This is a genomic window from Microbacterium sp. F51-2R (assembly GCF_052180235.1).
GTDB lineage: Bacteria > Actinomycetota > Actinomycetes > Actinomycetales > Microbacteriaceae > Microbacterium.
Genome location: NZ_CP197470.1, coordinates 3,723,818 through 3,748,720 on the forward strand (window position 1 = coordinate 3,723,818; position 24,903 = coordinate 3,748,720).

The 24,903-nt window shown below is 66.3% G+C and carries 25 protein-coding genes and 1 pseudogene; 15 read left to right on the forward strand and 11 right to left on the reverse strand.

Features of this window, described 5'->3' with window-relative positions; genetic code table 11:
• The first annotated feature begins 117 nt into the window (after nucleotides 1-117).
• The 4 genes from ACSBPH_RS16375 to ACSBPH_RS16390 are packed head-to-tail and all read left to right on the forward strand — an operon-like array spanning nucleotide 118 to nucleotide 3,401.
• A complete protein-coding gene (locus ACSBPH_RS16375) occupies nucleotides 118-1,869 on the forward strand; it encodes a dihydroxyacetone kinase family protein (RefSeq protein WP_442575373.1) in 1,752 nt (583 codons plus the stop codon).
• A complete protein-coding gene (locus ACSBPH_RS16380; protein ID WP_442575374.1) occupies nucleotides 1,862-2,332 on the forward strand; it encodes a ribose-5-phosphate isomerase in 471 nt (156 codons plus the stop codon). Before ACSBPH_RS16375 ends, ACSBPH_RS16380 begins: the two co-directional genes overlap by 8 nt.
• Nucleotides 2,332-3,093, forward strand: coding sequence for a triose-phosphate isomerase family protein (locus ACSBPH_RS16385; protein WP_442575375.1), 762 nt, complete (start codon nucleotides 2,332-2,334; stop codon nucleotides 3,091-3,093). Before ACSBPH_RS16380 ends, ACSBPH_RS16385 begins: the two co-directional genes overlap by 1 nt.
• 2 nt (nucleotides 3,094-3,095) lie before the next feature.
• A complete protein-coding gene (locus ACSBPH_RS16390) occupies nucleotides 3,096-3,401 on the forward strand; it encodes a SemiSWEET family sugar transporter (RefSeq protein ID WP_442575376.1) in 306 nt (101 codons plus the stop codon).
• A gap of 447 nt (nucleotides 3,402-3,848) precedes the next feature.
• Here ACSBPH_RS16390 and ACSBPH_RS16395 read toward each other — a convergent pair whose 3' ends face one another.
• From ACSBPH_RS16395 to ACSBPH_RS16405, 3 genes are all read right to left on the reverse strand, one after another.
• Entirely contained in the window at nucleotides 3,849-4,967 is a 1,119-nt protein-coding gene (locus ACSBPH_RS16395) for an amidase family protein (RefSeq protein WP_442575377.1), read from the reverse strand.
• 140 nt (nucleotides 4,968-5,107) lie between these two features.
• A complete protein-coding gene (locus ACSBPH_RS16400; RefSeq protein ID WP_442575378.1) occupies nucleotides 5,108-5,398 on the reverse strand; it encodes a hypothetical protein in 291 nt (96 codons plus the stop codon).
• The gene (locus ACSBPH_RS16405; RefSeq protein ID WP_442575379.1) at nucleotides 5,385-5,696 is read right to left on the reverse strand and encodes a hypothetical protein; all 312 of its coding nucleotides are present in this window, start codon (nucleotides 5,694-5,696) and stop codon (nucleotides 5,385-5,387) included. The genes ACSBPH_RS16400 and ACSBPH_RS16405 overlap by 14 nt, the downstream gene beginning before the upstream one ends.
• 130 nt (nucleotides 5,697-5,826) lie before the next feature.
• On the opposite strand from ACSBPH_RS16405, the gene ACSBPH_RS16410 reads away from it, so the two are divergent.
• From ACSBPH_RS16410 to ACSBPH_RS16430, 5 genes are read left to right on the forward strand one after another with little or no spacing between them, the layout of a single operon-like run.
• Nucleotides 5,827-7,125: an aromatic ring-hydroxylating oxygenase subunit alpha gene (locus tag ACSBPH_RS16410; protein WP_442575380.1), complete on the forward strand. Its 1,299-nt coding sequence runs from the start codon at nucleotides 5,827-5,829 to the stop codon at nucleotides 7,123-7,125.
• Complete coding sequence (locus tag ACSBPH_RS16415) at nucleotides 7,118-7,705, forward strand: aromatic-ring-hydroxylating dioxygenase subunit beta (RefSeq protein ID WP_442575381.1); 588 nt, start codon at nucleotides 7,118-7,120, stop codon at nucleotides 7,703-7,705. The genes ACSBPH_RS16410 and ACSBPH_RS16415 overlap by 8 nt, the downstream gene beginning before the upstream one ends.
• Entirely contained in the window at nucleotides 7,702-8,661 is a 960-nt protein-coding gene (locus tag ACSBPH_RS16420) for a PDR/VanB family oxidoreductase (RefSeq protein ID WP_442575382.1), read from the forward strand. The genes ACSBPH_RS16415 and ACSBPH_RS16420 overlap by 4 nt, the downstream gene beginning before the upstream one ends.
• Before the next feature lie 49 nt (nucleotides 8,662-8,710).
• Nucleotides 8,711-9,268, forward strand: a complete 558-nt coding sequence (locus ACSBPH_RS16425) for a flavin reductase family protein (protein ID WP_442575383.1) — start codon at nucleotides 8,711-8,713, stop codon at nucleotides 9,266-9,268.
• Complete coding sequence (locus tag ACSBPH_RS16430; RefSeq protein WP_442575384.1) at nucleotides 9,265-10,461, forward strand: acyl-CoA dehydrogenase family protein; 1,197 nt, start codon at nucleotides 9,265-9,267, stop codon at nucleotides 10,459-10,461. Before ACSBPH_RS16425 ends, ACSBPH_RS16430 begins: the two co-directional genes overlap by 4 nt.
• Before the next feature lie 445 nt (nucleotides 10,462-10,906).
• Here the strand turns inward: ACSBPH_RS16430 and ACSBPH_RS16435 are convergent, their stop codons facing one another.
• Together ACSBPH_RS16435 and ACSBPH_RS16440 are read right to left on the reverse strand one after the other, a co-directional pair.
• On the reverse strand, nucleotides 10,907-11,056 hold the full coding sequence (locus ACSBPH_RS16435) for a hypothetical protein (RefSeq protein WP_442575385.1): 150 nt from the start codon (nucleotides 11,054-11,056) through the stop codon (nucleotides 10,907-10,909).
• 2 nt (nucleotides 11,057-11,058) lie between these two features.
• On the reverse strand, nucleotides 11,059-11,451 hold the full coding sequence (locus tag ACSBPH_RS16440; protein ID WP_442575386.1) for a winged helix-turn-helix transcriptional regulator: 393 nt from the start codon (nucleotides 11,449-11,451) through the stop codon (nucleotides 11,059-11,061).
• An 86-nt stretch (nucleotides 11,452-11,537) separates the two neighbouring features.
• Between ACSBPH_RS16440 and ACSBPH_RS16445 the strand changes: the two genes are divergently transcribed.
• Nucleotides 11,538-11,939, forward strand: coding sequence for a nuclear transport factor 2 family protein (locus ACSBPH_RS16445; RefSeq protein ID WP_442575387.1), 402 nt, complete (start codon nucleotides 11,538-11,540; stop codon nucleotides 11,937-11,939).
• A 311-nt stretch (nucleotides 11,940-12,250) separates the two neighbouring features.
• On the forward strand, nucleotides 12,251-12,862 hold the full coding sequence (locus ACSBPH_RS16450) for a TetR/AcrR family transcriptional regulator (protein WP_442575388.1): 612 nt from the start codon (nucleotides 12,251-12,253) through the stop codon (nucleotides 12,860-12,862).
• Between the two features lie 61 nt (nucleotides 12,863-12,923).
• On the opposite strand, the gene ACSBPH_RS16455 is transcribed toward ACSBPH_RS16450, so the two are convergent.
• A complete protein-coding gene (locus ACSBPH_RS16455) occupies nucleotides 12,924-16,388 on the reverse strand; it encodes a glycosyl hydrolase (protein WP_442575389.1) in 3,465 nt (1,154 codons plus the stop codon).
• Nucleotides 16,389-16,664: 276 nt separating this feature from the next.
• Between ACSBPH_RS16455 and ACSBPH_RS16460 the strand changes: the two are divergent.
• The 4 genes and pseudogenes from ACSBPH_RS16460 to ACSBPH_RS16475 form a co-directional block, all read left to right on the forward strand.
• Nucleotides 16,665-16,920: pseudogene (locus ACSBPH_RS16460) on the forward strand (integrase core domain-containing protein); the annotation flags it as partial.
• 191 nt (nucleotides 16,921-17,111) lie between these two features.
• A complete protein-coding gene (locus ACSBPH_RS16465; RefSeq protein ID WP_442577327.1) occupies nucleotides 17,112-17,798 on the forward strand; it encodes a FadR/GntR family transcriptional regulator in 687 nt (228 codons plus the stop codon).
• 10 nt (nucleotides 17,799-17,808) lie between these two features.
• Nucleotides 17,809-18,147 carry an L-rhamnose mutarotase gene (locus tag ACSBPH_RS16470; protein ID WP_442575390.1) on the forward strand — a complete coding sequence of 113 codons (339 nt, stop codon included), beginning with the start codon at nucleotides 17,809-17,811 and terminating at the stop codon, nucleotides 18,145-18,147.
• A complete protein-coding gene (locus ACSBPH_RS16475; RefSeq protein ID WP_442575391.1) occupies nucleotides 18,144-18,980 on the forward strand; it encodes an amidohydrolase family protein in 837 nt (278 codons plus the stop codon). Before ACSBPH_RS16470 ends, ACSBPH_RS16475 begins: the two co-directional genes overlap by 4 nt.
• Before the next feature lie 57 nt (nucleotides 18,981-19,037).
• Here ACSBPH_RS16475 and ACSBPH_RS16480 read toward each other — a convergent pair whose 3' ends face one another.
• The 5 genes from ACSBPH_RS16480 to ACSBPH_RS16500 all read right to left on the reverse strand — a co-directional run bounded on the left by ACSBPH_RS16480 (nucleotide 19,038) and on the right by ACSBPH_RS16500 (nucleotide 24,878).
• On the reverse strand, nucleotides 19,038-20,006 hold the full coding sequence (locus ACSBPH_RS16480; RefSeq protein WP_442575392.1) for an ABC transporter substrate-binding protein: 969 nt from the start codon (nucleotides 20,004-20,006) through the stop codon (nucleotides 19,038-19,040).
• 84 nt (nucleotides 20,007-20,090) lie between these two features.
• On the reverse strand, nucleotides 20,091-21,107 hold the full coding sequence (locus tag ACSBPH_RS16485) for an ABC transporter permease (protein WP_442575393.1): 1,017 nt from the start codon (nucleotides 21,105-21,107) through the stop codon (nucleotides 20,091-20,093).
• On the reverse strand, nucleotides 21,104-22,615 hold the full coding sequence (locus ACSBPH_RS16490) for a sugar ABC transporter ATP-binding protein (RefSeq protein ID WP_442575394.1): 1,512 nt from the start codon (nucleotides 22,613-22,615) through the stop codon (nucleotides 21,104-21,106). Before ACSBPH_RS16490 ends, ACSBPH_RS16485 begins: the two co-directional genes overlap by 4 nt.
• On the reverse strand, nucleotides 22,612-23,580 hold the full coding sequence (locus ACSBPH_RS16495; RefSeq protein ID WP_442575395.1) for an aldo/keto reductase: 969 nt from the start codon (nucleotides 23,578-23,580) through the stop codon (nucleotides 22,612-22,614). Before ACSBPH_RS16495 ends, ACSBPH_RS16490 begins: the two co-directional genes overlap by 4 nt.
• Entirely contained in the window at nucleotides 23,577-24,878 is a 1,302-nt protein-coding gene (locus ACSBPH_RS16500; RefSeq protein WP_442575396.1) for an enolase C-terminal domain-like protein, read from the reverse strand. Before ACSBPH_RS16500 ends, ACSBPH_RS16495 begins: the two co-directional genes overlap by 4 nt.
• Nucleotides 24,879-24,903 lie beyond the last annotated feature (25 nt).

Consider the following 24,903-nt stretch of genomic DNA (forward strand, 5'->3'; position numbering starts at 1 on the left):
GACTGCGGGGCGGGTTGGCGCGAACCGTCAACTTTATGACAGGGGTACGCATGGGTCGGTCCCGGTTCACCTGTCACGATCGATGTCGAGTACCGACTGCGATAGCGAGGAGAATCGATGACGCGCCTCTGGAACGAGCCGGCGGACTTCGCCGACGAGATGATCGATGGGTTCGTCGCGGCGAACGAACGGTACGTGCGCCGGGTTCCGGGCGGCGTGGTGCGCAGCACGACGTCGCCGACCGGGCAGGTCGCGGTCGTGATCGGCGGCGGCTCGGGGCACTACCCCGCGTTCGGCGGACTGGTGGGTCCCGGGCTCGCGCATGGCGCGGCGATGGGTAACCTGTTCGCCTCCCCATCGACGCAGCAGGTGTACTCGGTGGCGAAGGCCGCCGAGGTCGGCGGCGGCGTGTACTTCAGCTATGGCAATTACGCCGGTGACGTGCTGAACTTCGATGCGGCTCAGGAGCGGCTGCGCGCGGAGGGCATCGCGTGCGAGACGGTGACCGTCACCGACGACGTCGTCTCGGCGACGGCGGGTGAGAAGCACAACCGCCGCGGGATCGCGGGCGACCTCACCGTGTTCCGCATCGCCGGGGCGGCGGCCGAGGCCGGCGCGGACCTCGCGGAGGTCACCCGGCTCGCGCGGCACGCGAACGAGCGCACCCGGTCGTTCGGCGTCGCGTTCTCCGGCTGCACGCTGCCCGGCGCCGAGCAGCCGCTGTTCAGCGTCCCCGACGGCCGGATGGCGATCGGGCTGGGAATCCACGGCGAGCCGGGCATCGACGAGACCGACATCCCCACCGCCGACGGGCTGGCCGAGCTCCTGGTCGAGAAGCTGCTGGCCGAGGTGCCCGACGGCGTCGAGGTCGAAGGCGCCCGCGTGGTGCCGATCCTCAACGGTCTCGGGTCGCTGAAGTACGAGGAGATGTTCGTCGTCTACCGGCGCGTCGCGCAGCTGCTCGAGGACGCGGGCCTGGAGCTGGTCGACCCCCACGTCGGCGAGTACTGCACGAGTTTCGACATGGCGGGCACGTCGCTGACCCTGTTCTGGCTGGACGACGAGCTGGCGAGACTGTGGGAGACCCCGGTGGACACCCCCGCGTACCGACGGGGCGCGGTCGCACCGCGGCAGCGCGTCGCGGTGGTGGCGGATGCCGCGGTCGATGCGGCGACGGAGATCCCCGACGCCGACGACGCTTCCCGCGCCGCCGCGCGGACGGTGCTGGCCGCGGTCCGCACGATCGCCGACACGGTCGACGCGCACGTGGGCGAGCTCGGCCGGATCGACGCGGTCGCCGGCGACGGCGACCACGGCATCGGCATGCAGCGCGGCTCGCACGCCGCCCTCGCCGCCGCGACCGCCGCCGTCGACGCCGGAGCCGGCGCCCGCACCACCCTCGCGCACGCCGCCGACGCCTGGTCCGACAAGGCCGGCGGCACCTCGGGTGCGCTGTGGGGCGTCATTCTGAACGCGGTCGCCGCGAAGCTCGGCGATCGGGGCCGCCCCGACGCCGCCGCCGTGGCCGCGGGCGTCGCCGCCGGCTCACGCGGCGTCACCGACTACGGCAAGGCCGAGGTCGGCGACAAGACCCTGGTGGACGCGCTGGTGCCGTTCAGCGCCACGCTCACCGGCGCGGTGGATGCTGGCGCGGGTTTGACCGCCGCGTGGCAGGCGGCGGCGGATGCCGCTACCCGCGCCGCCGGGGCGACCGCCGACCTCCTGCCCCGCATGGGCCGCGCTCGCACGCACGGCCAGAACAGCGTGGGCACCCCCGACCCGGGCGCGATCTCGCTCGCGCTCATCGTGACCGCCGTGGGCGAAACGCTCGCGACCGAGCAGAACCAGAAGGAGTGCGTGAATGGCTGAGACCCTGCGCATCGTGATCGGGTGCGACGACGCCGGCTTCGACTACAAGGAGATCCTCAAGAAGGACCTCGAGAACAGCCCCGGGGTCGCCCTGGTCATCGATGTGGGCGTGGACGCCGAGGGCCGCACGCCGTACCCGAAGGTCGCGATCGAGGCCGCCCAGCGGGTCGCGGACGGCGATGCCGACCGCGCGCTGCTGATCTGCGGGACGGGCCTGGGCGTCGCGATCGCCGCGAACAAGGTTCCCGGCATCCGCGCCGTCACCGCGCACGACTCCTACTCGGTCGAACGGGGCGTGCTCTCCAACAACGCGCAGGTGCTCACCATGGGGCAACGCGTGGTGGGCATCGAGTTGGCCCGCCGACTGGTGCGCGAATGGCTGACCTACCGGTTCGACACCGCCTCGGCATCGGCCGACAAGGTCGCCGTAATCGACCAGTTCGAGACCACAGGCGCCTGCTGATGCCGCAGGTCACGGTCGGGGTGAGCCTGAAGACGTACTTCAGGCACGAGCACGCGCGCGCGTGGTTCACAGACGTCGCACAGCGCGCAGCCGCCCACCCCGCCGTGGCCGCTGGCGACGTCCGGCTCTTCGTCATCCCGACCTACTTGCAGGTCCCCGCCGCCCTCGCCGCCTTCGCCGGGACCCCGGTGCTCGTCGGCGCACAGGACGTCTCGGAGTTCCCGCCTGGCCCCTACACCGGCGAGGTCACCGCGCAAGAGCTCGCCGAGATCGGCGTTCAGGTCGCCGAGATCGGCCACGCCGAACGGCGTCGCCTGTTCGACGAGACCGACACCGTCACCGCCGCCAAGGCTGCCGCCGCCCTCACCCACGGCATCACCCCCGTGCTTTGCATCGGCGAGGCCGAACAGCTCGGCGCCCCAGCCGCGGCACTGGCGAACGTCGAGCAGCTGGCGACGAACCTCCACGGCGTCCCGGCGGGCGCGGTCATCGTCGCGTACGAGCCGGTGTGGGCGATCGGCGCCGCCGAGCCCGCGCCCGACGACCACATCACCACGGTCACCCGCGCCCTCCGCGCCGCCATCGACGTCGATCCCGACCGCGCCGGAAGCATCGTCATCTACGGCGGCTCCGCCGGTCCCGGCCTCCTCACGCGCCTCGCCGACAGCGTCGACGGACTCTTCCTCGGCCGGTTCGCCCACGAACCGTCGGCGCTCGTCGCCGTGCTCGACGAGGCAACCGCCCTCACCGCGTCGGTTTGAGCGTGGACGTCACCGTCGCCATCGGGGTCGCCGCCTCGGGCTGGGGAATCCTGATGTCTCTCGCCCCGACGCTTCAAATCGTCCGGGTGCTCCGGCACGACTCGTCCGCTGGAGTGTCCCTCGGCTATTTCGCGGTCCTCGTCCCCGGGTTCGCGCTCTGGGTCGCTTATGGCGTGGTCACCAGCGACATCTATGTCGCCCTGCCGAACGTGATCTCGTTGCTGACGACCGGCGTGCTGATCGCAGTGGTGCTCGGCAAGCGACGCTCCCCGCTCCGTGCCGACTTGCGGCGGCCCCGACCTCGCTGATGGAGGGATCTCGAAAGTGACCGGTCTGTCGCTCTCGCCTTCAGCAGCCGCCCCCCGCCCCCCGGCGCCTTGCGCAAGCGACAGTCGTACACAGCGTCGTCGACGACCAGCCGATCTTCCGATCACTGACCTTCCTGGTGCACCGGGTGGGCATCGTGGCTCTCACCTCCCGCATGCCGCGAGTTGCCTGGGAGAACTGATGAGAGCGAACCGGCCCCGCCATCCTCGAGGTCCGGATGCGGAGGATGAGCGGACCGCACCTTCAGAAACGCCTTACCGAGCGCGACTCTCCGGCACCGGTCATCTTCTGATCGGCGCACGGTGACGTCACGACAGCCGTGCGCACCGTCCGCGCCGTGGCGAGACGGATCCGCGCGAAGATGGACGCGCCCGGCCTCAGGGGCCTGGTGCACCACCTGCTGCGGCGGGCGCTGCGACGTCGGATCCTCAGTCCTCGCCCAGCCCGTCCTCCACCCAATGGGCGGCACTGAGCAGCTCGGCCTCGCGGCCATGCGCACCGATCACCTGGATGCCGAGAGGAAGGCCCTGTTCGTTGCGGAGTCCGGGCACCGTGACCTGCGGCAGCCCGAGCGCCTGCCACGCCCGGGAGAGGACCGGGTCTCCGGTCGACGCCAGGCCGGCGGGTGCGGCTCCGAGTGCCGCGGGTCCGACGATGACGGCCCCGGTCGCGAGCAGTTGGGACATGCGCTGTGCACCGCGGCGGAGGACGTCGCGCGCTTCGGTGTACTCGGAGCGCGACATCGCGGCTCCCGTTCGGAGGAGCGCGGTGAGCGGCTCGCTGAGCCGGTCGGCACGCGCGAGTTCATCCGCGCGTTCACGCGCGGCCTCGTACGCCATCACTCGCGGGTGAGATGTCGTCAGATCTACCGACAGCGCGACCTCCGGAAACGGCTCGACCTGTGCGCCGTGTGCGCGCAGACTCGACGCCGCCCGTTCCAGACCGGCCGCCATTTCGTCATCCAGTTCGCCCACGCCCTCTGCGAGCCAGAGCAGCACCCGCGGGGGCGCGGTGGTTTCGACGGTGGTCTGCCGTGTGAGCGCTGACCATGCCAGTTCGACATCCCGGGTGCGCGCGGCGTACACGCCGTGGCTGTCGAAGCTCTCGGCTAGTCCAACGACGCCGTCCACCGGGAAGCGGCCGCGGCTCATCACCAAGGCCGCGACGCCGCAGTATGACGCGGGCCGTGTGACAGACCCCGCCGTCTGCGACGCGATTGCGAGCGGCACCTGTCCGGCGGCGACCGCGGCGGCCGATCCGCTGGAGGAGCCGCCGGGGGTGTGTGCGGGGGCCACGGGATTGCGGGTCGGGCCGGGGGAGAAGAAGGCGAACTCCGTCGTGACGGTCTTGCCGAGCGGAACCGCGCCGGCCGCGCGCCAGGATCTGACGATCGGGGCGTCTGCGGACGCGGGCGGTGCGTCGGCGCGGAGCGCCGAGCCGCAGCGCGTGGGATGGTCTCGCAGGTCAATGATGTCCTTCACCCCGAGTGGCGCACCTCCCAGTGGCCCCGGAACAGCTGGGCAAGCCTCGTCGAAGTCGTGATCCACCCACGCCCGCACTGTGTCGTCCGTCTCCGCAATGCGGGCCAATGCGCGCTCATGGGCTTCGGGGGGCGTCACTCGTCCGGAGCGAAGATCGCTGACGAGCGCGCGAAGTGACCACGGGGCGAACAGATCCGTCGCGGCGCTCAGGATCCCTTCTCCTGCCACGCGGCCTCGGCCGTCCAGTAGTCCTGGCCATGCGGGCTCACATGGTGCTGCCACTCGGTGAGGCGCATAAGGGAGGGCTCGATGCGTGCCGTCACGCGGTCGGCCGCCTCAGGCCCGTCCTCGGGAACCCCCCAGTGGACCCAATTCAGCTCGTTGCCTTCGAGATCGTGGGTGAACAGGTCGACATGCTTCCAGCCGTAGCCGAACGTGTCGTTGTAGCAGATCAGCGTCATCCGACGCTGATCCTCGGGAATGTCAAGGCGCAGCATCCGATCCCCCTTCCGCGGCGAGCGCCTTCGCGATCAAGGTGGCGCGCATGGTCTGCTCGATGGTCGAGTGGATGCCCTCCAGCAGATGCTCGTGTGCTTCCGCGAGTGCGTTCGGTGCGGCGGCGAGCACCCGGAAACGCGATGTCGCGCCGGCGAGATAATCGCCGGCTGCCGTCAGTGGTTCGTCGAGCGTCGTCGCAGCTGCCACCGCGATGCCGCCTTCTGCCTTTGCGCTCATGGCGGTCAGATTACGCGCCCCGCCCCCGACCAGTGCAGACGGAATCAGCGATACCCGCATAGGGATTTCCTTTATCGCCGCGGGGGCGTTCTCGGCTGTCGCCACCCTCCTTGATCGACCTACCGTGCTGGAAGGCCCGAAGTCGTGACCGTGGCGGTGGGCCGCCAACGCACCCGGAGGAGACGAATCGATGACCATCGAGTTCACCGAAGAGAACGTGTACGAGCTCGCGCCGTCCGACCTCGTGCTTGACGACCGAGTCGCGGGCCGGATGTACACCGACCCCGAGATCTTCGAAGAGGAGATGACGAAGATCTTCGAGAAGACCTGGGTCTGGGTCGCTCACGCGAGCGAACTGCCCAAGGCAGGCTCGTTCAAGTCGACCTACGTCGGTCGCCAGCCCGTCATCATCACGCGCGACCGCAAGGGCGGCATCCACACCCTTCTCAATCGTTGCCGCCACCGCGGCGCCACCATCTGCGAGACCCGCAGCGGTCAGGTGAACGGCTTCACATGCCCTTACCACGCCTGGTCGTACGGGCTCGACGGGTCGCTCCGCGGCATCCCCTACCCAGACGGGTACGAGGGAATCATGGAGAAGGGGCAGATGGGGCTGAAGAAGCTCCGCACCGAGTCCTACAACGGCATGATCTTCGCCACCTTCGACCACGACGCCGAACCGCTCGAGGACTTCCTCGGCGACGTCAAGCATTGGATCGACCTGTTCGTCGCGCAGGGCTCGGGCTATCCGATCAAGGTTCTCGGCACCTTCCGCTTCCGTTTCAAAGGCAACTGGAAGATCCAGCTCGAGAACACGACGGACGGCTACCACTTCCCGATTGTGCACCGCTCGTGGATGGCGACGGTCGACGCCGAGACGGCCGACATGATGAGCTTCATGACCGACCCTGCAGCGGTCACCCACGCCCTCGGCAATGGTCACTCGGTCATGCAGATGGTCCCCGAGCACACCGACCTGGCGGCCGACGACGGCACCGAACCCCTGCAGCCGCGCTTCGACGGCCTCGTCGCCGATCTGCGGGAGAAGGGCGTCTCCGAGGCGGAGATTCGTCGTCTCGTGCACGCGATGCACGGCACCGGCTTCAACCTCAACCTGTTCCCGAACGTGTCGATGTCGATCTCGTTCTTCCGGACGCTGCGACCGGTGTCGGTCGACGAGACGATCATCGAACACGTCGCGATCGGGGCGGACGGGCCGCCGGAGGTCACCGACCGGGTCAACCAGGAGCGCATCCGCGCCCATGAGAACTTCCAGGGCCCGTTCGGATTCGGCACACCGGACGACGCCGAAGGGTGGGACCGCGTGCAGCGCGGGTCCATCGGTGGTCCGGAGCTGCCGATCATGGTCAATCGCGGACTCGCGCGGGAGACCACCAGCGCCGAGGGGTGGCCGACTTCGCACTCGACCGATGAGACCGGTATGCGCAGTGCGTACCACAAGTGGAAGGAGATGATGGCGAATGGCTGAGACGACTGACACCTCGCCGGCGAACCAGGTGAAGGCTGGTGCATGGCTGACTGGTCGGAGCACCTACAAGCGCCCGCTGGCGTATGCACAGGTATCGGTCGCCGACCAGCGGGTTGCGCGCGCGATCGACCTCATTTCGTTTGAGGCGGAGCTGCTTGATCGCAAGGAGTACGTCCACTGGCAGGAGCTGTACGCCCAGGACGGCATCTATGTGGTCCCGATCGACCGCGAGGTAGAGGACTTCGCCGCCCACCTCAATCTCATCTACGACGACGACACGATGCGCCGCTCGCGTGTCGTGCGCCTGACCGAAGGCTTCGCGATCTCAGCGGTCGACGCCGCGATCACGGCCCGGACGCTGGGGCGGTTCGTGCCGGCTGAGGTAAGCGACGACTCCGTGCGGCTCCGCAGCACCCAGATCGTCGTGGCGTTCAAGCGGGGCGTCCATCACATCTGGGCGGGCGATGTGGAGCACGTTGTCCGCTTCGGTGCGACGCCGGCCGACGACCGCATCTTCCTCAAGGTGATCCGACTGGTGGACAGCGAGGACGAGCTGCCGGCTGCGGGGTTCCTGCTGTGAGCGGTCTCGCGGTGCGTGTCGCCGAGGTCACCGAGGAGACACCGCTGATCCGGACGCTGCGTCTGGTGCGCGATGACGGTCAGCCCTTCAAGGTGCGGTTCGAGGCCGGCGCCCATATGGACGTGACCGGGCCGACGGGAGTGCTGTCGCAGTACTCCCTGTGCAGCGACCCGGACGACCCCGCCTCGGTGCTCATCGCGGTCAAGCGTGAGTTCGGCCCGCGTGGCGGAAGTGCGGCCCTTCACCAGGTGGAGGTCGGAGACCGGATCCTGATCGGCAAGCCGCGCAACCTCCTTGCGATCGCAGAGGAGGCCGACCGGCACATCCTGATGGCCGGCGGGATCGGCGTGACGCCGCTGCTTGCGATGGCGTACGAGCTGCACAGCCGGAACGCCGATTTCGAGCTGCACTACTTCGCCCGTTCGCGGGAGGAGGCGGCGTTCGCGGACTTCCTGGAGAACCGGGCGGAGTTCCGCGGCTCGGTCGCGATGCACTACGGCGTTCCGCGCGCCGACCAGCCCCGGCTCTACCGCGCTGTGCTGCCCCGTGTGACGGTCCGCAGCCACGTCTACACCTGCGGACCGGTGGGTTTCATGGAGACCGTCGAGACGGTATTCGCGCCTGTGGTCGGCGAGCAGAACGTGCACATCGAGCACTTCGAGGCGGCCGCGGTCGACACGAGCGACAACACCGCGTTCAGCGTCGAGCTGGACACGGGGGAGCAGTTCGAGATACCCGTCGACCGCTCGATACTCTCGGTGCTCGAGGAGAACGGCATCGAGGTGTTCAAGTCGTGCGAGGAGGGCATCTGCGGCTCGTGCGTCAGCGGACTGCTCGAGGGCGTCGCCGACCACCGTGACAACTGTCTGTCGAAGGCCGAGAAGGAAGCGGGCGAGCAGATCGCGATCTGCGTGTCGCGCGCGCGATCACCCAAGCTCGTCATCGAGCTCTACTAGCCGGATTCGTCGTCGCTGACGACACTCATGTGATGAAGGGGCCACCCTCATGAACGATCTCCATCGCCTCCACCTCTCGGAGGCGACGAACGCCGACATCCGGCGTCGATTCATCGATGGCATGGGCCACGCAACTGCAGCCGTGACACTGGTCACCACTGACGGCACCGCGGGACGATTTGGTCAGACCGTGACGGCGATGATGTCCGTGTCCGCCGACCCGCCCACACTCGTCGTCGGTCTGTACCGCGGCGCTCCGGTGGCGGACGCCGTGCGCACGAATCGCTGTTTCGCCGTGAACGTGCTCTCGGTCGAGGACGTCGATGTCGCACAGGGTTTCGCAGGACAGTCCGACCCGTCGACCAGGTACAAGTTCGACCGCTCGTGGACTTCGTTGCGCACCGGGTCACCCATCCGCTCGACTGCCGCCGCGGCGTTCGACTGCCACGCCGAGCAGTTCCTCGTCGCGGGCAGTCACCTCCTTATCGTCGGACGCGTAGTCGACGTGGTTTCCCGAGACGCGGCGACCTTGATCTACGGCTCGCGTGCGTACGGCACCCATTCCCCCTTCTCGCCCGGACCGAACCAGAACGGAGGGATTCGGTGAAGCAGCTCTACACGCCGCGCCAGAAGCGATACCTGTCGCTGGTCGACGGGCTGCTCGAGCGCTTCCGCGACCGAGCTGCTGAAAACGATGCGAACAACGCCTTCCCGTTCCAGAACTACGAGGACATGCGCAAAGCGGGGCTCCTCAACCTTTCGGTTCCCGAGGAGCTCGGCGGCCTCGGCGCCACGCTGTCCGAAGTCATCCCTGTCGTCGAGCGGATCGCCACAGCCGACCCGGCGACGGCCCTCGCCGTCAACATGCACTTCACGCCGCTCGCGCAGTGGTCGGCAGTCTGGCTGAAGACCAAGAGCCCTCGGCTGGAGGGTCTGTTGCGACAGGCCGCCGACGGCGAGCTCATCTGGGCCGCCATCACCAGCGAAGTCGGCTCCCCCAACCTCATGACCGACGCACGCACGAAGGCCGAGCGCGTCGAGGGCGGATTCCGCCTTACTGGACGCAAGAACTTCGGCACCAACTCGGCGGTGGCGACGCATGCATCGACCACCGCGCGATACGACGACCCCACGCACGGTCCGCAGCTCCTCATGATGAAGATCGATCTGAAGGACCCCAGAGTCCGCGTGCATAACGTGTGGAACATGATGGGGATGCGCGCAACCCAGTCCAATGACATCGAATACGACGGTGTATTCGTGCCGGACGAGGATGTCGTCAACTCGTTCCCCGTGGGTCATCTAGACGCCACGGTCACCGAGACGGTTTTTGGTTCCTCACAGCCGGCGTTCGGCGCGGTCTACGTCGGCATCGCCGTCGGCGCTCTCGACTGGGCCAAGCAGCAGGTGCGGCGCCGAGGCCTCATCGACAACCCCCGTGCGCAGGACGCCATCGCCGATGCGGAGATCCTGATCGAGTCCGCGCGAGCGCTCCTCTACCGGCACACTCTCCAGTTCGGAACCCCCGAATTCTACGAGGAGTTCGACCTACAGGAGATCGTGGCGCAAAGCGCCCTCGTCAAGCACGTGTGCACCGACCACGCGGTCAAGGTCTTCCACCGTCTCATCGACGTCGTCGGTGGCGCTGCTTACGTCAAGTCGCTGCCCTTCGAGCGCATGTGGCGCGACGTGCAGGCCGGCCTGTTCATGCCCGTGTCCTCGATTGCGGCGCATGAGTTCATCGCCGCGACCTCACTTGGCATCGAGCTTGCTCCCGTGCACGGCAGTCTCCGTCAATAGATCGAACCTTCGGCATGTGCGGCCGGCGTCGCGCCTACCCGGTGAGCGAGGAGTCGGTAGTGCGCTCACGACCGGCGGTACCGGAAACGGATCTCACAAGTTCGCGGACCGTCGAACGAGCGATGGTGCAGCCCTCGATACGCTCGCGATGTGCGACGGGTACGACCGCTTCGCCGCCGTCAGAACCGACGTTGCTCATCAGGCCCGATGTCGCTTCACCGGGGACATCCGATGTCAGTGACTGGGGTGGGCGGAGTAAGCCACGTGTCAGCCGACGGATGCGCCGGCGGGCGCTCAGCCGGTCGATGGCGCGTCCGCGGGCGGAACTCGATACGCACCGATCGGTATCGTCTGGCCGCCATGCCCTGGAACCATCCCTTTCGCAGATACGGCGAGTCGCCGGTTCTGCGCTCTGAAGCGCTCCGGGTCTGATCGAGGCCGGGCGCTATTCGACTCCGACCAGCAGTCCCGATCGATCGAGCGCTTTGGCCGTGTCGTCTGGAAGGAGGTGATGGTTCGGCACGACGAGCAGTCGATATGCACTCAGATCGTCGGCCCGTGTCCGCGCGCCGACGACATCGGCGATCTTCGCCACGGTCAGGGTGCGATCTGTCGGGTGGAGCGGGCCGCTCGCAGGTCGTAGGCATCGCGCGCGTCAAGCACCTCTTCGATGTGGCGTTCGGCCCACTGGCTCAACGCGGCCAGAGGCTCGCGCAGTGACTGTCCGAGCGCCGTGAGCTCATACTCGACGCGGGGTGGCATCTCATCGTAGGAGGTTCGGGTCAGGACCCCGTCCCGCTCCAGGTCGCGCAGCGTTTCCGCAAGAACTTTGCCGCTGATTCCGCCGACTTCGTTCCGAATCGTCCCGAAGCGCTGGGGTCCGTCGCTCAGCGTTACGACGATCATGGCCGTCCATTTGTTGGCGATCTTCGCGAGGGACGTGCGGGAAGGGCACGCCGCCAGCATGACGTTCCAGGCGGGCGTCGACATGTGTGGCCTCCAAGTTACCTTGAGGTAACAGGTTACCAATTGAAATTATAGAAGCGTCCAACGATGGTTCTGAAGAGGAGAAGCACATGACAACCCCCACTCCGGCGGCCGTCGCCGCAACGTATCTTGAAGCTCTGAAGCGGGGCGACATCCCGACGCTGATGGCGCAGTTCGCCGACTCCGTCGTCTGGCATCAGCCCGGTGCCAACCGCTTCTCCGGTGCGCACGAGGGCGTCATGGGCGTCGGCGAGCTCCTCGGGGGGATGATGGAAGCCAGCCACGGCAGCTTCCAGCTTGAAGTCACCGGGCCCATGATGGTGAACGGCGAACTGGTCGCGATTCCGGTGCGGTTCACCGGCGCGCGCGCAGACGCCGCTATGGATATGGACGGCATCGACCTGCTCACCGTGAGGGACGGCAGGATCGTCGAGGTGCGTCTCTTCTCGGCCGACGGTGCCAGCGAAGACGTTTTCTGGGGGCAGGCTTAGTCTGTGATGCGTTGGCTGTGACGCCCGCACGTAACCCCATGGGCATCACAAGACAGTCGGCGCAGGGGACGGGTCCACGACGGCCTTGATTGAAGCCTTTGCAAGCCTTGGAGTCGACGACGCAGAATCCCATGGAAGACCGCCTGCGCCGTCGGCAGCGAGATCTGCGAGCTGTGAGCGCGGGAGCGTGGGGCCCCGCGATAATCGACTCCTGCGCCCCGCTAGAATCGGATCTCGGTCACGGCGGAGCTGGGGTTTGGATGGCGCGTACCAATGCCGGGACGGCAGCGGGGGAGCGGACGCGCACTCTCGTGCTGGATGCCGCGCTGGAGGTCTTCGCCGCGAAAGGTTTTCGAGGCAGTTCGCTCGACGACATCGCGCAGCGGTCGGGAGTGGGTCGCAGCGCTCTGCTCTACCACTTCCGGAGTAAGGAAGGTGTTCTCGTCGCTCTGCTGGAGCGGCGGGATGCCGCGGTGCGGGTCATGCAGGAGGTCTCTGCGACTGGTTCTGGAAGTCCCGCGGCTGACCTCCTCTCCGCGATCCGGACGCGCTCACCGGAGATTAGGCGCGCGGTGAATGAGATGAAGCTCGCCCACGCCCTCGAAGCGGAAGCGGCTGACGCTGACCACCCGGCGCGGGAGTGGGTCGCGGCGCGCGCGGTCCGGATTCGAGGTTATTTCGCCGAGCACTTCTCGCGGGAGTCGCTCGGGCAGTCGAACTCCGTGGTCGATCCCGCCGCACTTGCGGCTGTCACACTGGCAGTCATCGAAGGCCTTGAGGCGCAATGGCTGATCGATCCGGAGAGCATCGACTTCGATGCCGCGCTCGAGGTATACGAGGCGCTCGTCTTGTCCACGCTCCACGCGAGCGCTGCCCGGGCCGGACAGGTTCCGCCGAGGGTCGGCGCAGAACCTCGCGAATAACGCAGCAGGCCCGGGATGAGTTCTTGAGCCTCTCCTCCCGGGCCTACTCCTCGACCCTGCGCTAGGGAGCGGTTGGGAATGCCCCATGCGGGACCGTTTGAGTCTCCGTGACCGTCCCGCCGTTCAGAGTGCCGCTGGCCGTGATGGTGACCTCGCCCGCCGGGATTGCGGCCAGCGCGGAGTTGACCGAGGCCGTCACCGTCTTGCCGGGCGCAACGTTCCTGTAGGTCTTGTTCCCGTAAGCCGTCGCGATCGCGATGTCGATGGGCACGGCCGCCTCGTTTGTCACGGCCACTGATAGGCGGGCCTTGCCGCCCAGCGTCTGCGCTGTCACCTGGATGGAGGTCGGCAGCTTGGGAGCGGCGGTGTCGGCGCCCTCGGGGAGCGAGACGGTCACCGGCCCGACCAACCCAGCCGGAACGAGGGCAGACCCACCGACAGCCTTGGAGTAGGAGGCATACTGCGGGTACAGTGCCGGCGCCTCGGCGTACAACTGCTTCAATCCCTGGCGGCGGTTGTTCTTGACAGGCTGCACGTCGATCTCGACGACGTTCTCACCAGTGACCAGCGCCGCGCTGATGTCGGTGCGGAAGGGTGCGGAGTACAGCTGCACAGTCAGCTCGTGGCTCGTGCCCGGGTTGACCCGCACCGTGGCGGCATCCCGAACCGATCCCAGGTCGAGTACCGCTCGACCGTCTCCGATCGTCTCGGCGTTTCGCACGTCGATCGTCGTGCGATAGGTGCCCTTCGATGCGACGTACTTGAGCTCGCCGCCCAGGACAGCGTCGTTCGCCCACGAGCCGAGCACATCGCCGGTCTTGTAGGTGCGCGTCTCCGTCTCACCGGGAAGTCGCTTACCGATGTTGTCGGCGGTCACGGTGAGTTCGAACCCATCCACCGGGATCACGACAGGAACGGGTGATGCGTCGATGTTCTCCGGGACGCCGGCTGAGACGTCCTTGCTCTTGAAGGCCGCTTTCGAGGGGTCGCACAGGATGGCCACGGCACCGGACGCCTCGAGGGTGATCGGATCCTCGAGAAGCCCAGCCTGGTGGATTCTGCCGGTGTCAGGATCCAGCCAGTAGCAGGACGCGAACCGCGGGTCCGTGTCGAACGAGATCGTCGTCGGCGCAGAGACAGAGGTGTTGCGTACGTAGGCGATCTCGCCGCCGCCGGCCAGTTCCCGTCGCATGGAGCGCACACTCGAGTTCTCGGCGAATGAGATCGGCGCGGCGTTGCGAGCCTCGACGATACCCACAAGGGCGGCGGGCGTGAGCACGTCTCCCAGTTCTCCTGCGAGGGCGGCTACCTGAGCGTCGAGCGCTGCATAAGCGCCGTCGGCATAGCCAGGCTGCGCCGACGGTGCCACGCCGACGAGATAGATCGGCGCACCCGCATCTTGCAGGTCACGCAAGGCCGTCATCGTCTCTACGGGCACGGTCGCGGATTGCAGGACGAGGGCATCGAACCGCATGGCCCCGCCATTGGCGATCAGGTGTTCGCCGTCCCACTTGAGAGAATTCTGGATCGTGTCGTCGTTGATGGCATCCCATTGGAAGCCACGAGACTGCAGCGCGGCCACCGAAGCGGTCGCACTGAGGTTGCCGAAGAGCGGCATGTAAACGGCGACATCTGCGCTGGCCTTGCCCTGCTGCATGAGGTAGTTCGCCCGCGACGCATAGGCATTCATCGACTTGTAGTAATCGTGGGTAGGGTCGGTATCCGCCATCTCGACGCCGATCGTGCCCCACGCTCGCCATCCCTCTTCGGGGTAGAGGTTGTCGTCGGACGTGAACTCCGGGTCCTTGTTACCGTGGTAGGGGGCGTTCAAGCCGTGATAGAAGAAGTTGTTGACGCCGCTCGTGGCCATGAGGTCGAAGCCACGCTTGATGAAGTCCGGCGTCACGTTGAACGGGGTCGATCCGAGCGTGTAGACCTCGCTGGTCACGAGGTCCTTGCCGTAGAGGTGCGCGCCAGACGAAACCCGCTTGAGTGAGTACTCGCTGAGTCCCTCCGTCTCTGGAATGTCGACGAACTCGGCGGCCTTCAGGGTGTCCAACGGGGGGTTGTACGCCTGCTGGCGGTAGACGAGACCGAACTCGCCCAGTGAGTCCGAGAACGCGTCCATCCCCGAGAGGAAGCCTTCATTGACCAGCCTGTTGTAGTCGTATTGCACGCGTTGCGTCTCCGCGGCGGGCAGCGACGACGCGAGCAGGGACGCTCCGGATGCTGCGGGCTGCTTCATCCCCAGGTCGAGGAACTCCTGCTTTACGGCGGGCACCGATCCCAGCAGGAAGGACTGCTGGTAGAACTGGTACATCGCGGGTACGAACTTGGTGACGTCGTAGCCCAGGATCTCCTCGGACTTCGCCGCATTCTGGATGAGGTCGTTGTAGAAGGTGTCGGTGTAGAACTCGTAGCTGTCGTTGAACCCAGCGCGCACGTCGCGCGTGGTGATGATCTTCTTCAGGCGGGGATCTCCCAACCATCCGCCGATCATCGCCTTGATGGCCTCCGGGTCGAGGTGATCGACAACGTGGTTACGCTGTCCGTTCTCGCCGTTGTCGATGACTCCGTTGATCGCGAAGGACCCTGTAGGCAGGCTGTACATCGCGATGACCTCGTACGACCCTTGGGTGAGCTCCGCCGCCGGGACGCTGATCTGCGTATCTCCCTGCTCGGGGTAGAAGACCTTCGAGTTCGCAAGGTCCACGACTGTTCGCCGGTCGTACGTCTTCACCGCGGTGAAGTCCTTCGTCACGACCTGATTGTTTCTGGGGAGGGCAGCTCCAGGGGCCGTGATCGGCGCGAGCACGACGGCGGTGAGCTTGACGTTCTGCGTGTCCCAGATCCCGAAGTCCATCCCGGCCTTCTGTGACACGTAGAACGGGCTCGCCTCGGCCCCCGGGATGCTGATCTCGGCGTTAGCGTCGGAGAGGCCCGCCTCGACGTCTCCGCTCGTGACGGCGAGCTGAGATCCGTCGAATGCGACGGTAGCGCGACCCAGGGCCAGGTTGCTCTGGCTTTCGCTGACGTCGACCGAGTCGTCGCTCGCCAGATAGCCCGAGCCGATGTTGAGGTCCACCGTGATCCCCAATTTGTTCGCTCGCTTGATGACGGCATCCAGCTTCTCGAAATACGCCGGCGTCTCGTAGCCGAGGATCGCAGCCTCATCGTGGCCGGCGTCGCGAGCGTCATAGATCGTGCTGATGCCCGGCCCGGGTCCTTCCGTGTAGAAGTCCTTCGCGAATGCGACGATCTCCACAGCACCGAAGCCGTTGTCGTGCAGGTAGTCGAGCTGCGCGAGGAGGTCCTCCGTCGAGGCAGCATTGCCCGGCCACCACCATCGGACGCCCGGGCGGTACCCGATCGGGGGTGCTGCGAAACTCGCCGGCACGATCGAGTCGCTCGGGGGCGAGGCGAGCGCGGCTCCAGGAGCGATGGATAGCGGAATCAACAGCCCTGCAGCCAGGGTGGCTGCCGCGCCGATCCCGGCGCACCTCCCGGATCGTCTGCTCAGTCTCATCTCGTGCCCTTTCGTCATTGAACGGACCGCACCGCGAAATCTGCGGAGCGGGCGCAGAATTTGGGTGTCGAGGAAGTCGACGGACGGCCGTCGCCCTGACGGCGTGCCCCAAGACCTGAATCGTTTCAGGTTCGCGCGTCCCAAATGTACAAGCTGACTGACATGACCGTCAATCAGCAACTCTCTCGACCGCATCGGGTGTGTAGGTCACCTGCGTGTCCGCCGCCCCGCCGCCACGGGCGAGAGTGCAAGGCTCCCGGAATGACCCCGCTGCGATCGATGGGCCGCGTCGGTGCCCCGGAGAAACGCGGCAATGGAGAGCTTCTGGTCGCTCCTGCGAACGAACGTGCTCAACCAGCAGCGATGGGCGACGCGCCAGGAGTTGCGCCTGGCCATCGTGATCTGGATCGAGCGGAAGTATCACCGCCAACGAGCCCAGGACACCCTCGGCGGGTTGACGCCGATCGAGTTCGAAGCCAAGCTAGCCCAGTCGCTCACACTGGCGGCCTCAACCGAACCTGTCACCAGTTAGTTCCTCACGCCCATTCGTCGGTCTCCCCGACCTCCGAAAGGGCGACGGGGAGACCGGCGCTACTCATGCGACCAGCAGAGCATCGACACGACGGGTCGCGCGTTCACGGCCGCCGCCCCGCTCAGGTGTCGTGGGCCCGCGAAGAGAGGCCGCAACCCAGAAAGGTCGGATGTCCGGCTACGATGTCGGGCATGGCAGTGACTGATGAAGCGATCCTTCGAATCAAGGAGATGATCACTTCGGGCGCCTTGGGCCCCGGTGATCGCCTGCCGCCCGAGAAGGAGCTCAGCGAGAGCCTCGGACTGTCTCGCAACTCCCTTCGGGAGGCAGTGAAGGCGCTCGAGGTGATCCGCGTTCTGGACGTGCGGCGAGGCGACGGGACGTACGTGACCAGTCTCGAGCCCCGAGTTCTCCTGGAGGCTATGAACTTCGTCGTCGATCTGCACACCGACCATTCGGTTCTCGAGGTCTTCGGCGTGCGCCGGATCCTCGAGCCGGCTGCTGCCGCACTGGCGGCTCTCCGTCTGAGCGAGGCCGACGCTGACACGCTGGCCGAACTCATCGACCAGACAGACATCGACGGCAACATCGAGGATCTCGTCGCGCACGACCTCGAATTTCACCAGAGGATCGCCGATGCCTCGGGTAACGAATACCTCGCCCGCCTCCTGGAGAGCCTTTCGGGTGGAACGGTGCGCGCGAGGATCTGGCGCGGGATCACGCAGCGTGGCGCCGCGGACCGCACTCTCGAAGAGCATCGGATGATCCTCGCGGCCCTGCGGCGACAGGATCCCGACCTCGCCCGCGCACGGATGCTGGCGCATATCGGCGGTGTGGAGGAGTGGCTGCGCGATGCTGCCGCTCAGAGCGAGGCATGACCGAGAAGTCATGAGGGTCGTGTTGCACTCAGAGCTCGTGGCCGGCGCGAGCGCTCCATACGAACTCGAACATGGACGTATCCCGAATGAGCTCCGAGAAGTCTTCGACCGGGCGGGCATCGTGGACTGGACGATCTGGCGTTCCGGCGATCGCCTGTTCCACCTTGTCGAGTGCGACGACTTCGACAGCGCAATGACGATCATTCGGGATGACCCTGCAGATGCGAGGTGGCAGTCCCACATCGGACGGTTCGTGCAGGCGTTCTATGACAGCGAAGGGGAGATCGGTTACGCGCCGCTGCGAGTGGTCTGGAGCCTGGCTGAGCAGCGATCAGCTGACCCCGAATGATCGTCGACAGTCATGTTCATGTGTGGGAGCCGCAGCTGCTCCGATACCCGTGGCTCGAGGATGAGTCGGATCTGAGACGGTCCCTCCTTCCCCCCGCCATCGAGACAGTCGCCCAGAGCACCCGAATGGTGTTCGTTCAGGCGGATTGCCTCCCCGAACAGGCCCTCGACGAGGTTCGGTGGGTGACGAGCCTGCACTGGCCCGAGCTTGCCGGCGTCGTCGCAGCGGTCAACCTGCGCTCACCACATCTGGAGGGCGACCTGGAGGCGCTGCGCGCCTTTCCTGCGGTGGTCGGAGTCCGACACATCCTTCAGCAGTACGGAGTCGATGAGCTTGCCGATCTCGCAGCGCCCCTCGCGCGCGTGGCGGCGTCAGGACTCGTCTTCGACGCGTGCGTACGGCACGAACAGCTCTCGGCTCTGGCAGACCTTGTCGAGAATGTGCCCGGGCTGCCGGTCGTGCTCGATCACCTCGGCAAGCCGCCGGTGAATGCGGGGATCGACAGCGAGGACGGGACCGTGTGGGCACGAGTGATCGACCGGTTGGCCGCTCGGAGTCTGACCGCAGTGAAGCTGTCGGGGCTGTCCGCCGAGGCTGCAGACCGTGAAGCGTTCGATCGCCACGCCGCCGCTTTTCTCTCGTATGCACTTGCGGCGTTCGGGCCCACGAGGTGCATGCTGGGCAGTGATTTCCCTGTCAGCACTCTGTCGGGTGCGCGCGTGACGTTCGCCCAGTTCGTCGAGACTGTTCGCGCTGTCACCGACTCTCGATCCGGCTCGTGGGATTCGGTTTCGCACGGTACCGCCCGTCAGTGGTACCGGCTACCGGCGTGAGCCCGCGAAAAAGCGGGGCGGACCTGAAGAGGTCCGCCCCGCTGCAGGAAGATCAACTCATTCGTAGAGCACAGCTTGGATCTTCTCGTCGTCGATATTGTCGGCGTCGTACCAGTAGAAGCCCGTGTCGATCGCCTCGGGGAGCGTTTCGCCCTTGATGGCTTCGACGGCCGCCCTCACGGTCTCGTACCCGATCCCGACGGGATTCTGAGTGATCGCACCGAGCATCAACCCGTCCTTGATCGCATCGATCTGCGCCTTGCCCGAGTCGAAGCCGACGACCGCCAGAGCGTCGGGGGAGATGCCGAGTTCCTTCACCGCCTGCACGACGCCGATGGCCGAGCCCTCGTTCGTGCCGTAGATGCCCTTAAGATCCGGGTTGGCGGCGATGATCGCCTTGGCGAGGTCGGCGGACTTCGCTTGGTCGCCGCCGCCGTACTGGATGTCGACGACCTCGACATCCGGAGCGCTCTTCTTGATGTAGTCCACGAAGCCGTCCCGTCGCTGCTGGCCGGTCAGCGACGTCTGGTCGTGAGCGACCACGGCGACCTTTCCCGAGCCTCCGATCGCCTCGACGAGGTGCTTCGCGGCTTCGGCCGCCGCGGCGGTGTTGTCGGTGGCCGCGGTGGTAAGCGGGATGTCACTGTCGACTCCGGAGTCGAAAGCGATCACGGGAATACCGGCGCCCTGCGCCTGCTGCAGGAGCGGGCTCGCTGCTTGGCTGTCGAGAGCGGCGAATCCGATGGCGGCCGGGTTCTTGTCCAGGGCGGTCTGCAGTAGCTGGATCTGCTGATCCACATCGGCCTCCGTATCCGGGCCGTCGAAAGACACCTCGACATCGAACTCCTCGGCTGCCTGTTCTGCTCCCGCCTTGACGGCCTGCCAGAATTGGTGCTGGAAGCCTTTCGAGACGAGGGCGATGTAGGGCTTTCCTCCGCTGGAGTCGCCGGTGGCTCCCGCATCGGTGCCTCCCGCGCACCCGCTGAATGCGAGAGCCGCGGCGGCAATGGCGACGACTGCGGTCAATGCACGTTTCTTCATCATGATTCTCTGGTCACTCCGTTGTGTTCTTGGTGTGGGTTGGTGGTGGTGTGAGTAAGGGCTCTCGGGTCACGTCCGGCGGCGGCGAAGGATGTCGATGTAGACGGCCACGAGGATGACGATTCCGACGGCGACGGACTGCCACTCCTGAGGGACCGAGGTGATCCGCAGGCCGTTGGTGAGCACCGCCATGATGAGCGCGCCGATGACGGTGCCCACGATCGACCCCTTGCCGCCTTGAAGAGAGGTGCCGCCGATGACCACGGCCGCGATCGCCTCCAGTTCGAGTCCCATTCCGCCTGTCGGCTGTGCCGACGACAGGCGCGATGCGGAGAGCACGCCGGCAAGTCCGACGAACAGGCCGGCCATCGCGTAGATCGTGATCTTCCAGCGTCGCACGTTGACCCCCGACAGGGCCGTGGCGGACTCATTCGAGCCGATCGCGAATGCGTAGCGGCCGACGATCGTTTTCGAAAGGAGGAGCGTCGCGACGACGATCACGACGATGAAGACGCTGACGCCGATCGGAAAGCGGATCCCGGGGATGATCGACAAATTCATGATGTCGCCGAATTCCGGTGTGTCGGTGAAGTAGATCGGCTTGGTACCGCTGATCACGAGCGATAGCCCGGCCGCGATGAGCATCATGCCGAGCGTGGCGATGAAAGGCGGGATGCCGAGAATCGAGATGTTGACGCCATTCACGAATCCGATCAGGGCCCCGAAGGCGATCGTCGCGGCGACCCCGAGCCACACGGGCCATCCCCAGAAAGTGATGAAGACGCCCGCCATCACTCCGCACAGAATCATTCCGGTGCCGATCGAGAGGTCGATCCCACCCGTGATGATGACGAAGGTCGTTCCCAGCGCAAGAACCCCGGTCACCGTGGCCGCGGTGAGTATCGAGATGAGGTTGTTCGCTGTGAAGAAGTTCTCGCTTGCGAAGGAGAAGAAGATCAGAATCACGACGAGGCTCGCGGCGGCCAGGAGCTGTTGAACCGATCCCCGCAGTCGGGATAAGCGATCGCCTCCCGACGGTGCTGCTGCGGTGGTGGCCGTCGGTGATTTCGGCTGCGTGACGGTCATGGCGCAATCGTCCCTTCGGAGCCGAAGCGTGTTGCGTGGTACATGAGGTTCTCCTGGGTGGCATCGGCGTTGGACAGGATGGCCATGAGATGTCCCTCGGCCATCACCGCGATTCGGTGGGAGAGACGCAGGATCTCCGGCAGTTCGGAGGAGATCACGATGATCGCTTTGCCCTGCGCGGCCAGCTCGCGAAGCAGGCCATAGATCTCTTCCTTCGCACCGACATCGATTCCCCGGGTGGGCTCGTCGAATATCAGCACGTCGCAATCGCACGCGAGCCACTTCGCGAGGACGACCTTCTGCTGATTGCCACCCGACAGGTTGCGCACCAGCTGCGTGGTGGACGGTGTCTTGATCCGCAGCTTCTGGACGTACTCGCGCGCGGTGGATTGAATGGTGCGGTCTCGCATCCATCCCCACCACGTGCGGTACCGGCGCAACGACGCGAGCGCGACATTGTCTTGCACACTGCTGTCCACCAGCACGCCCAGTTGCTTCCGGTCCTCGGACAGGTAGCCGATGCCGAGCCGCGCCGCCTCAGACGGGCTGGAGATCGAGACAGGCTCGCCCCGCAGAGTGATGCGACCACTCTGCTTCGGGTCCGCCCCGATGACCGCGCGTGCCACCTCCGTCCGACCTGCGCCCATGAGTCCGGCGAAGCCCAGTACCTCGCCGGCGCGCACGTCGAAGCTCACATTCCGAAGAAGAGCTTTGGTTGACAGGTCCTCGACGGCGAGCACGACCGGACCGTCCGTCACGTCGGGTCGGCGCTCCGCGTGGACAGCGCGGCCCACCATGAGGGAGATCACCTCTTTGGGATCGGCGCTCGCCGTCGCCAGTGTGTCGACGTAGCGTCCGTCTCGCAGGACTGTGATCCGATCCGAGATGCGGCTGAGCTCCGGCATCCGGTGAGAGATGTAGATTACCCCCGTCTTCGGCGAGCGGAACCGATCGATCATCTCGAAGAGCGCCTCGGCTTCTGCGTCGTTGAGCGCTGCAGTGGGCTCATCCATGATGAGGACCGTCGAATCGAAGGAGAGCGCCTTCGCGATCTCCACCATCTGCTGTCGTGCCACCGTCAGATGGGAGACCGGCTCTGTCGGGTCCAGCGCCAAGCCGAGTCTGTCGAACAGGGATTGCGCCCGCGCGTTCAGTTCGCGCTCCCGGACTCCGAGCCCCAACAGCCGCGGCTCTCGTCCGATGAAGATGTTCTGGGCGATAGTCAGGTCGGGCATCAGATTGAATTCCTGATGGATGATGCTGATGCCCAGCCGCTGCGCGTGCCGCGGGCCCTGCGGGACGTACTCCTCGCCACCGAGAAGGAACGATCCCGCGTCGGGGGTGTAGATCCCGGCAAGCAGCTTCATCAGTGTCGACTTGCCCGCACCGTTCTCGCCGACCAGTGCCAGGACCTCGCCGTAGCGAAGGTCGAAGCCCACGTCATCGAGGGCCTTGACTCCGGGGAAGCCCTTACTCACTCCGCGTGCTTCCAACAGGGCGCCCGTCATCGCGACACCACGCTGGTCGTGGACGGTATGAAGCCTTCTGAGGCGAGCGCCTCCCACAGGGCGTCCGGCACCGGAGCGGCAAGACGACGTGCGTTCTCGCGTACCGCGTGCGGATCGTCCGTTCCGACGACGACACTGTCGACGGCCGGATGCCGCAGCGGGAAGTGGAGAGCTGCTGTGGGCAGGTCGACCCCGAACTGCTCGCACAGATCGGCGATGGCCCGGGCGCGCGCGACGAGTTCGGCGGGGGCATCTGCGTAGTTGTAGCGGTCACCGACGTGCGCCCTGGACAGCAGCCCGGAGTTGAAGGGGGCCGCGGCCACGATGCGGGTGCCTCGAGAGGATGCGAGCGGGAGCAGGTCCTCTGCGGCCGGCTGCTCGAGGAGCGTATACCGCCCTGCGATCATCACGACGTCGATGTCCGCCTCACGAAGGGCACTGGCGGCCACGGCAGCGTCATTGACGCCGACGCCGACGCGTGACACGAGGCCCTCCTCTCGCAGCGCCACGAGGGAGGGGAGACCCTCACGGAGTCCGCGTTCCAGGTCGTAGACATCGGGGTCATGCAGAAGCAGGATGTCCACGCGATCCAGCCCCAATCGCTGTAGCGACTCTTCGAGACTGCGGCGAATGCCGGAGGGGCTGGGGTCGAAGAGGCGCATCCGGTCGTCGGGGACAGCAAAGCCGTTTCGCAGATCGGTCCCCCCGGCGAACGCGGGGTTGGGGATGAGGAGTCGCCCCGCCTTCGTGGAGATGACGTACTGGTCGCGAGGACGCGTGCGCAGGAACTCGCCGAGGCGCCGCTCAGAGAGCCCCAACCCGTAATGGGGTGCCGTGTCGAAATAGCGGATGCCGCATTCCCACGCCGTTTCGAGGACCCGCGCCGCGCGATCGTCCGAGACCTCACGGTGGAGATTGCCGACCGACGCGCCACCGTATCCCAAGGGCGTGATCGCGACGCTCACGACGTCGCCGCCAGCGCCTCGCCCTGCCACGTGTACATGTCGACGGACTCCGCACGCATCTGCGTCCCTGCTCCGGGCGCGGTCGGCGCCACGTAGCGCCCGTCGCGAATGACGGCGGGAGTCACGAAGTGCTCGTGCAGGTGATCGACGTACTCGATCATCCGACCATCGAGTGTCCCCGACACCGCGACATAGTCGAACATCGACAGGTGCTGAACCGCCTCGCACAGGCCGACGCCACCGGCATGCGGGCAGACCCGGATCCCGAACTTTGCTGCAAGCAGAAGGTTCATGATGTTCTCGGCCACACCGCCGACCCGGGTGGCGTCGATCTGCATGATCTGCATCCCTCCGGACTGCAGGAGCTGTTTGAACACGATGCGATTCTGCACGTGCTCGCCCGTTGCCACGGGAATCGGCGAAATCCCTCGCGCGATTGCGGAGTGCCCCAGGATGTCATCGGGGCTCGTCGGCTCCTCGATCCAGGCGGGCTCGAAGCGAGCCAGCGCCGACACCCACGAGATCGCCTCCGATACCCCCCACCTCTGATTGGCATCGATCGCAATCGGGAACCCGGGGGGCACGTTCGAGCGCGCGACAGCCAGACGGCGCAGGTCGTCGTCCAGGTCGGCGCCGACTTTCAGCTTGATCTGGGCGAACCCCTCGTCGACCGCTTCGCGGCACAGCCTCGCGAGCTTCTCGTCGGAATACCCGAGCCATCCCGGTGTCGTCGTATAGGCGGGGTATCCGTCCGCCAATAGTGCGGCGATCCGCTCGGCCTTACCCCACTCCGCCTGCCGGAGAATCGCCAGCGCATCGGCAGGGGTGAGGACATCGGTCAGATACCGGAAGTCGAGGAGAGCAACGATCTCGTCGGGACTCATGGACGCGAGATGAAGCCAAAGTGGTTTCCCGGCCCGCTTGGCGCGCAGGTCCCAGAGCGCGTTCAAGACGGCTCCGATCGCCATGTGCATCACGCCCTTCTCGGGCCCGAGCCACCGCAGCTGAGAGTCGTGCGTGAGCAACCGGGCGGTTTCGCCCATGTCGGCCAGTAGCTCATCGGCATCGCGTCCGACGACATGGCGCGCCAGCGCCTGGATTGCGGCCACCTCCACATCGTTGCCGCGGCCGATGGTGAAGACGAAGGCATGTCCTTCTTCACCATCGAGGGCATCCGTGCGAACGATCACGTAAGCAGCCGAGTAGTCAGGATCCGTATTCATCGCGTCGGAGCCATCCAGGCTCAGCGATGTCGGGAATCTGATGTCGACCGTTTCGACAGCGGTGATGACAGCCATGTCTTCCTCTCCGAGAAGCGACGAT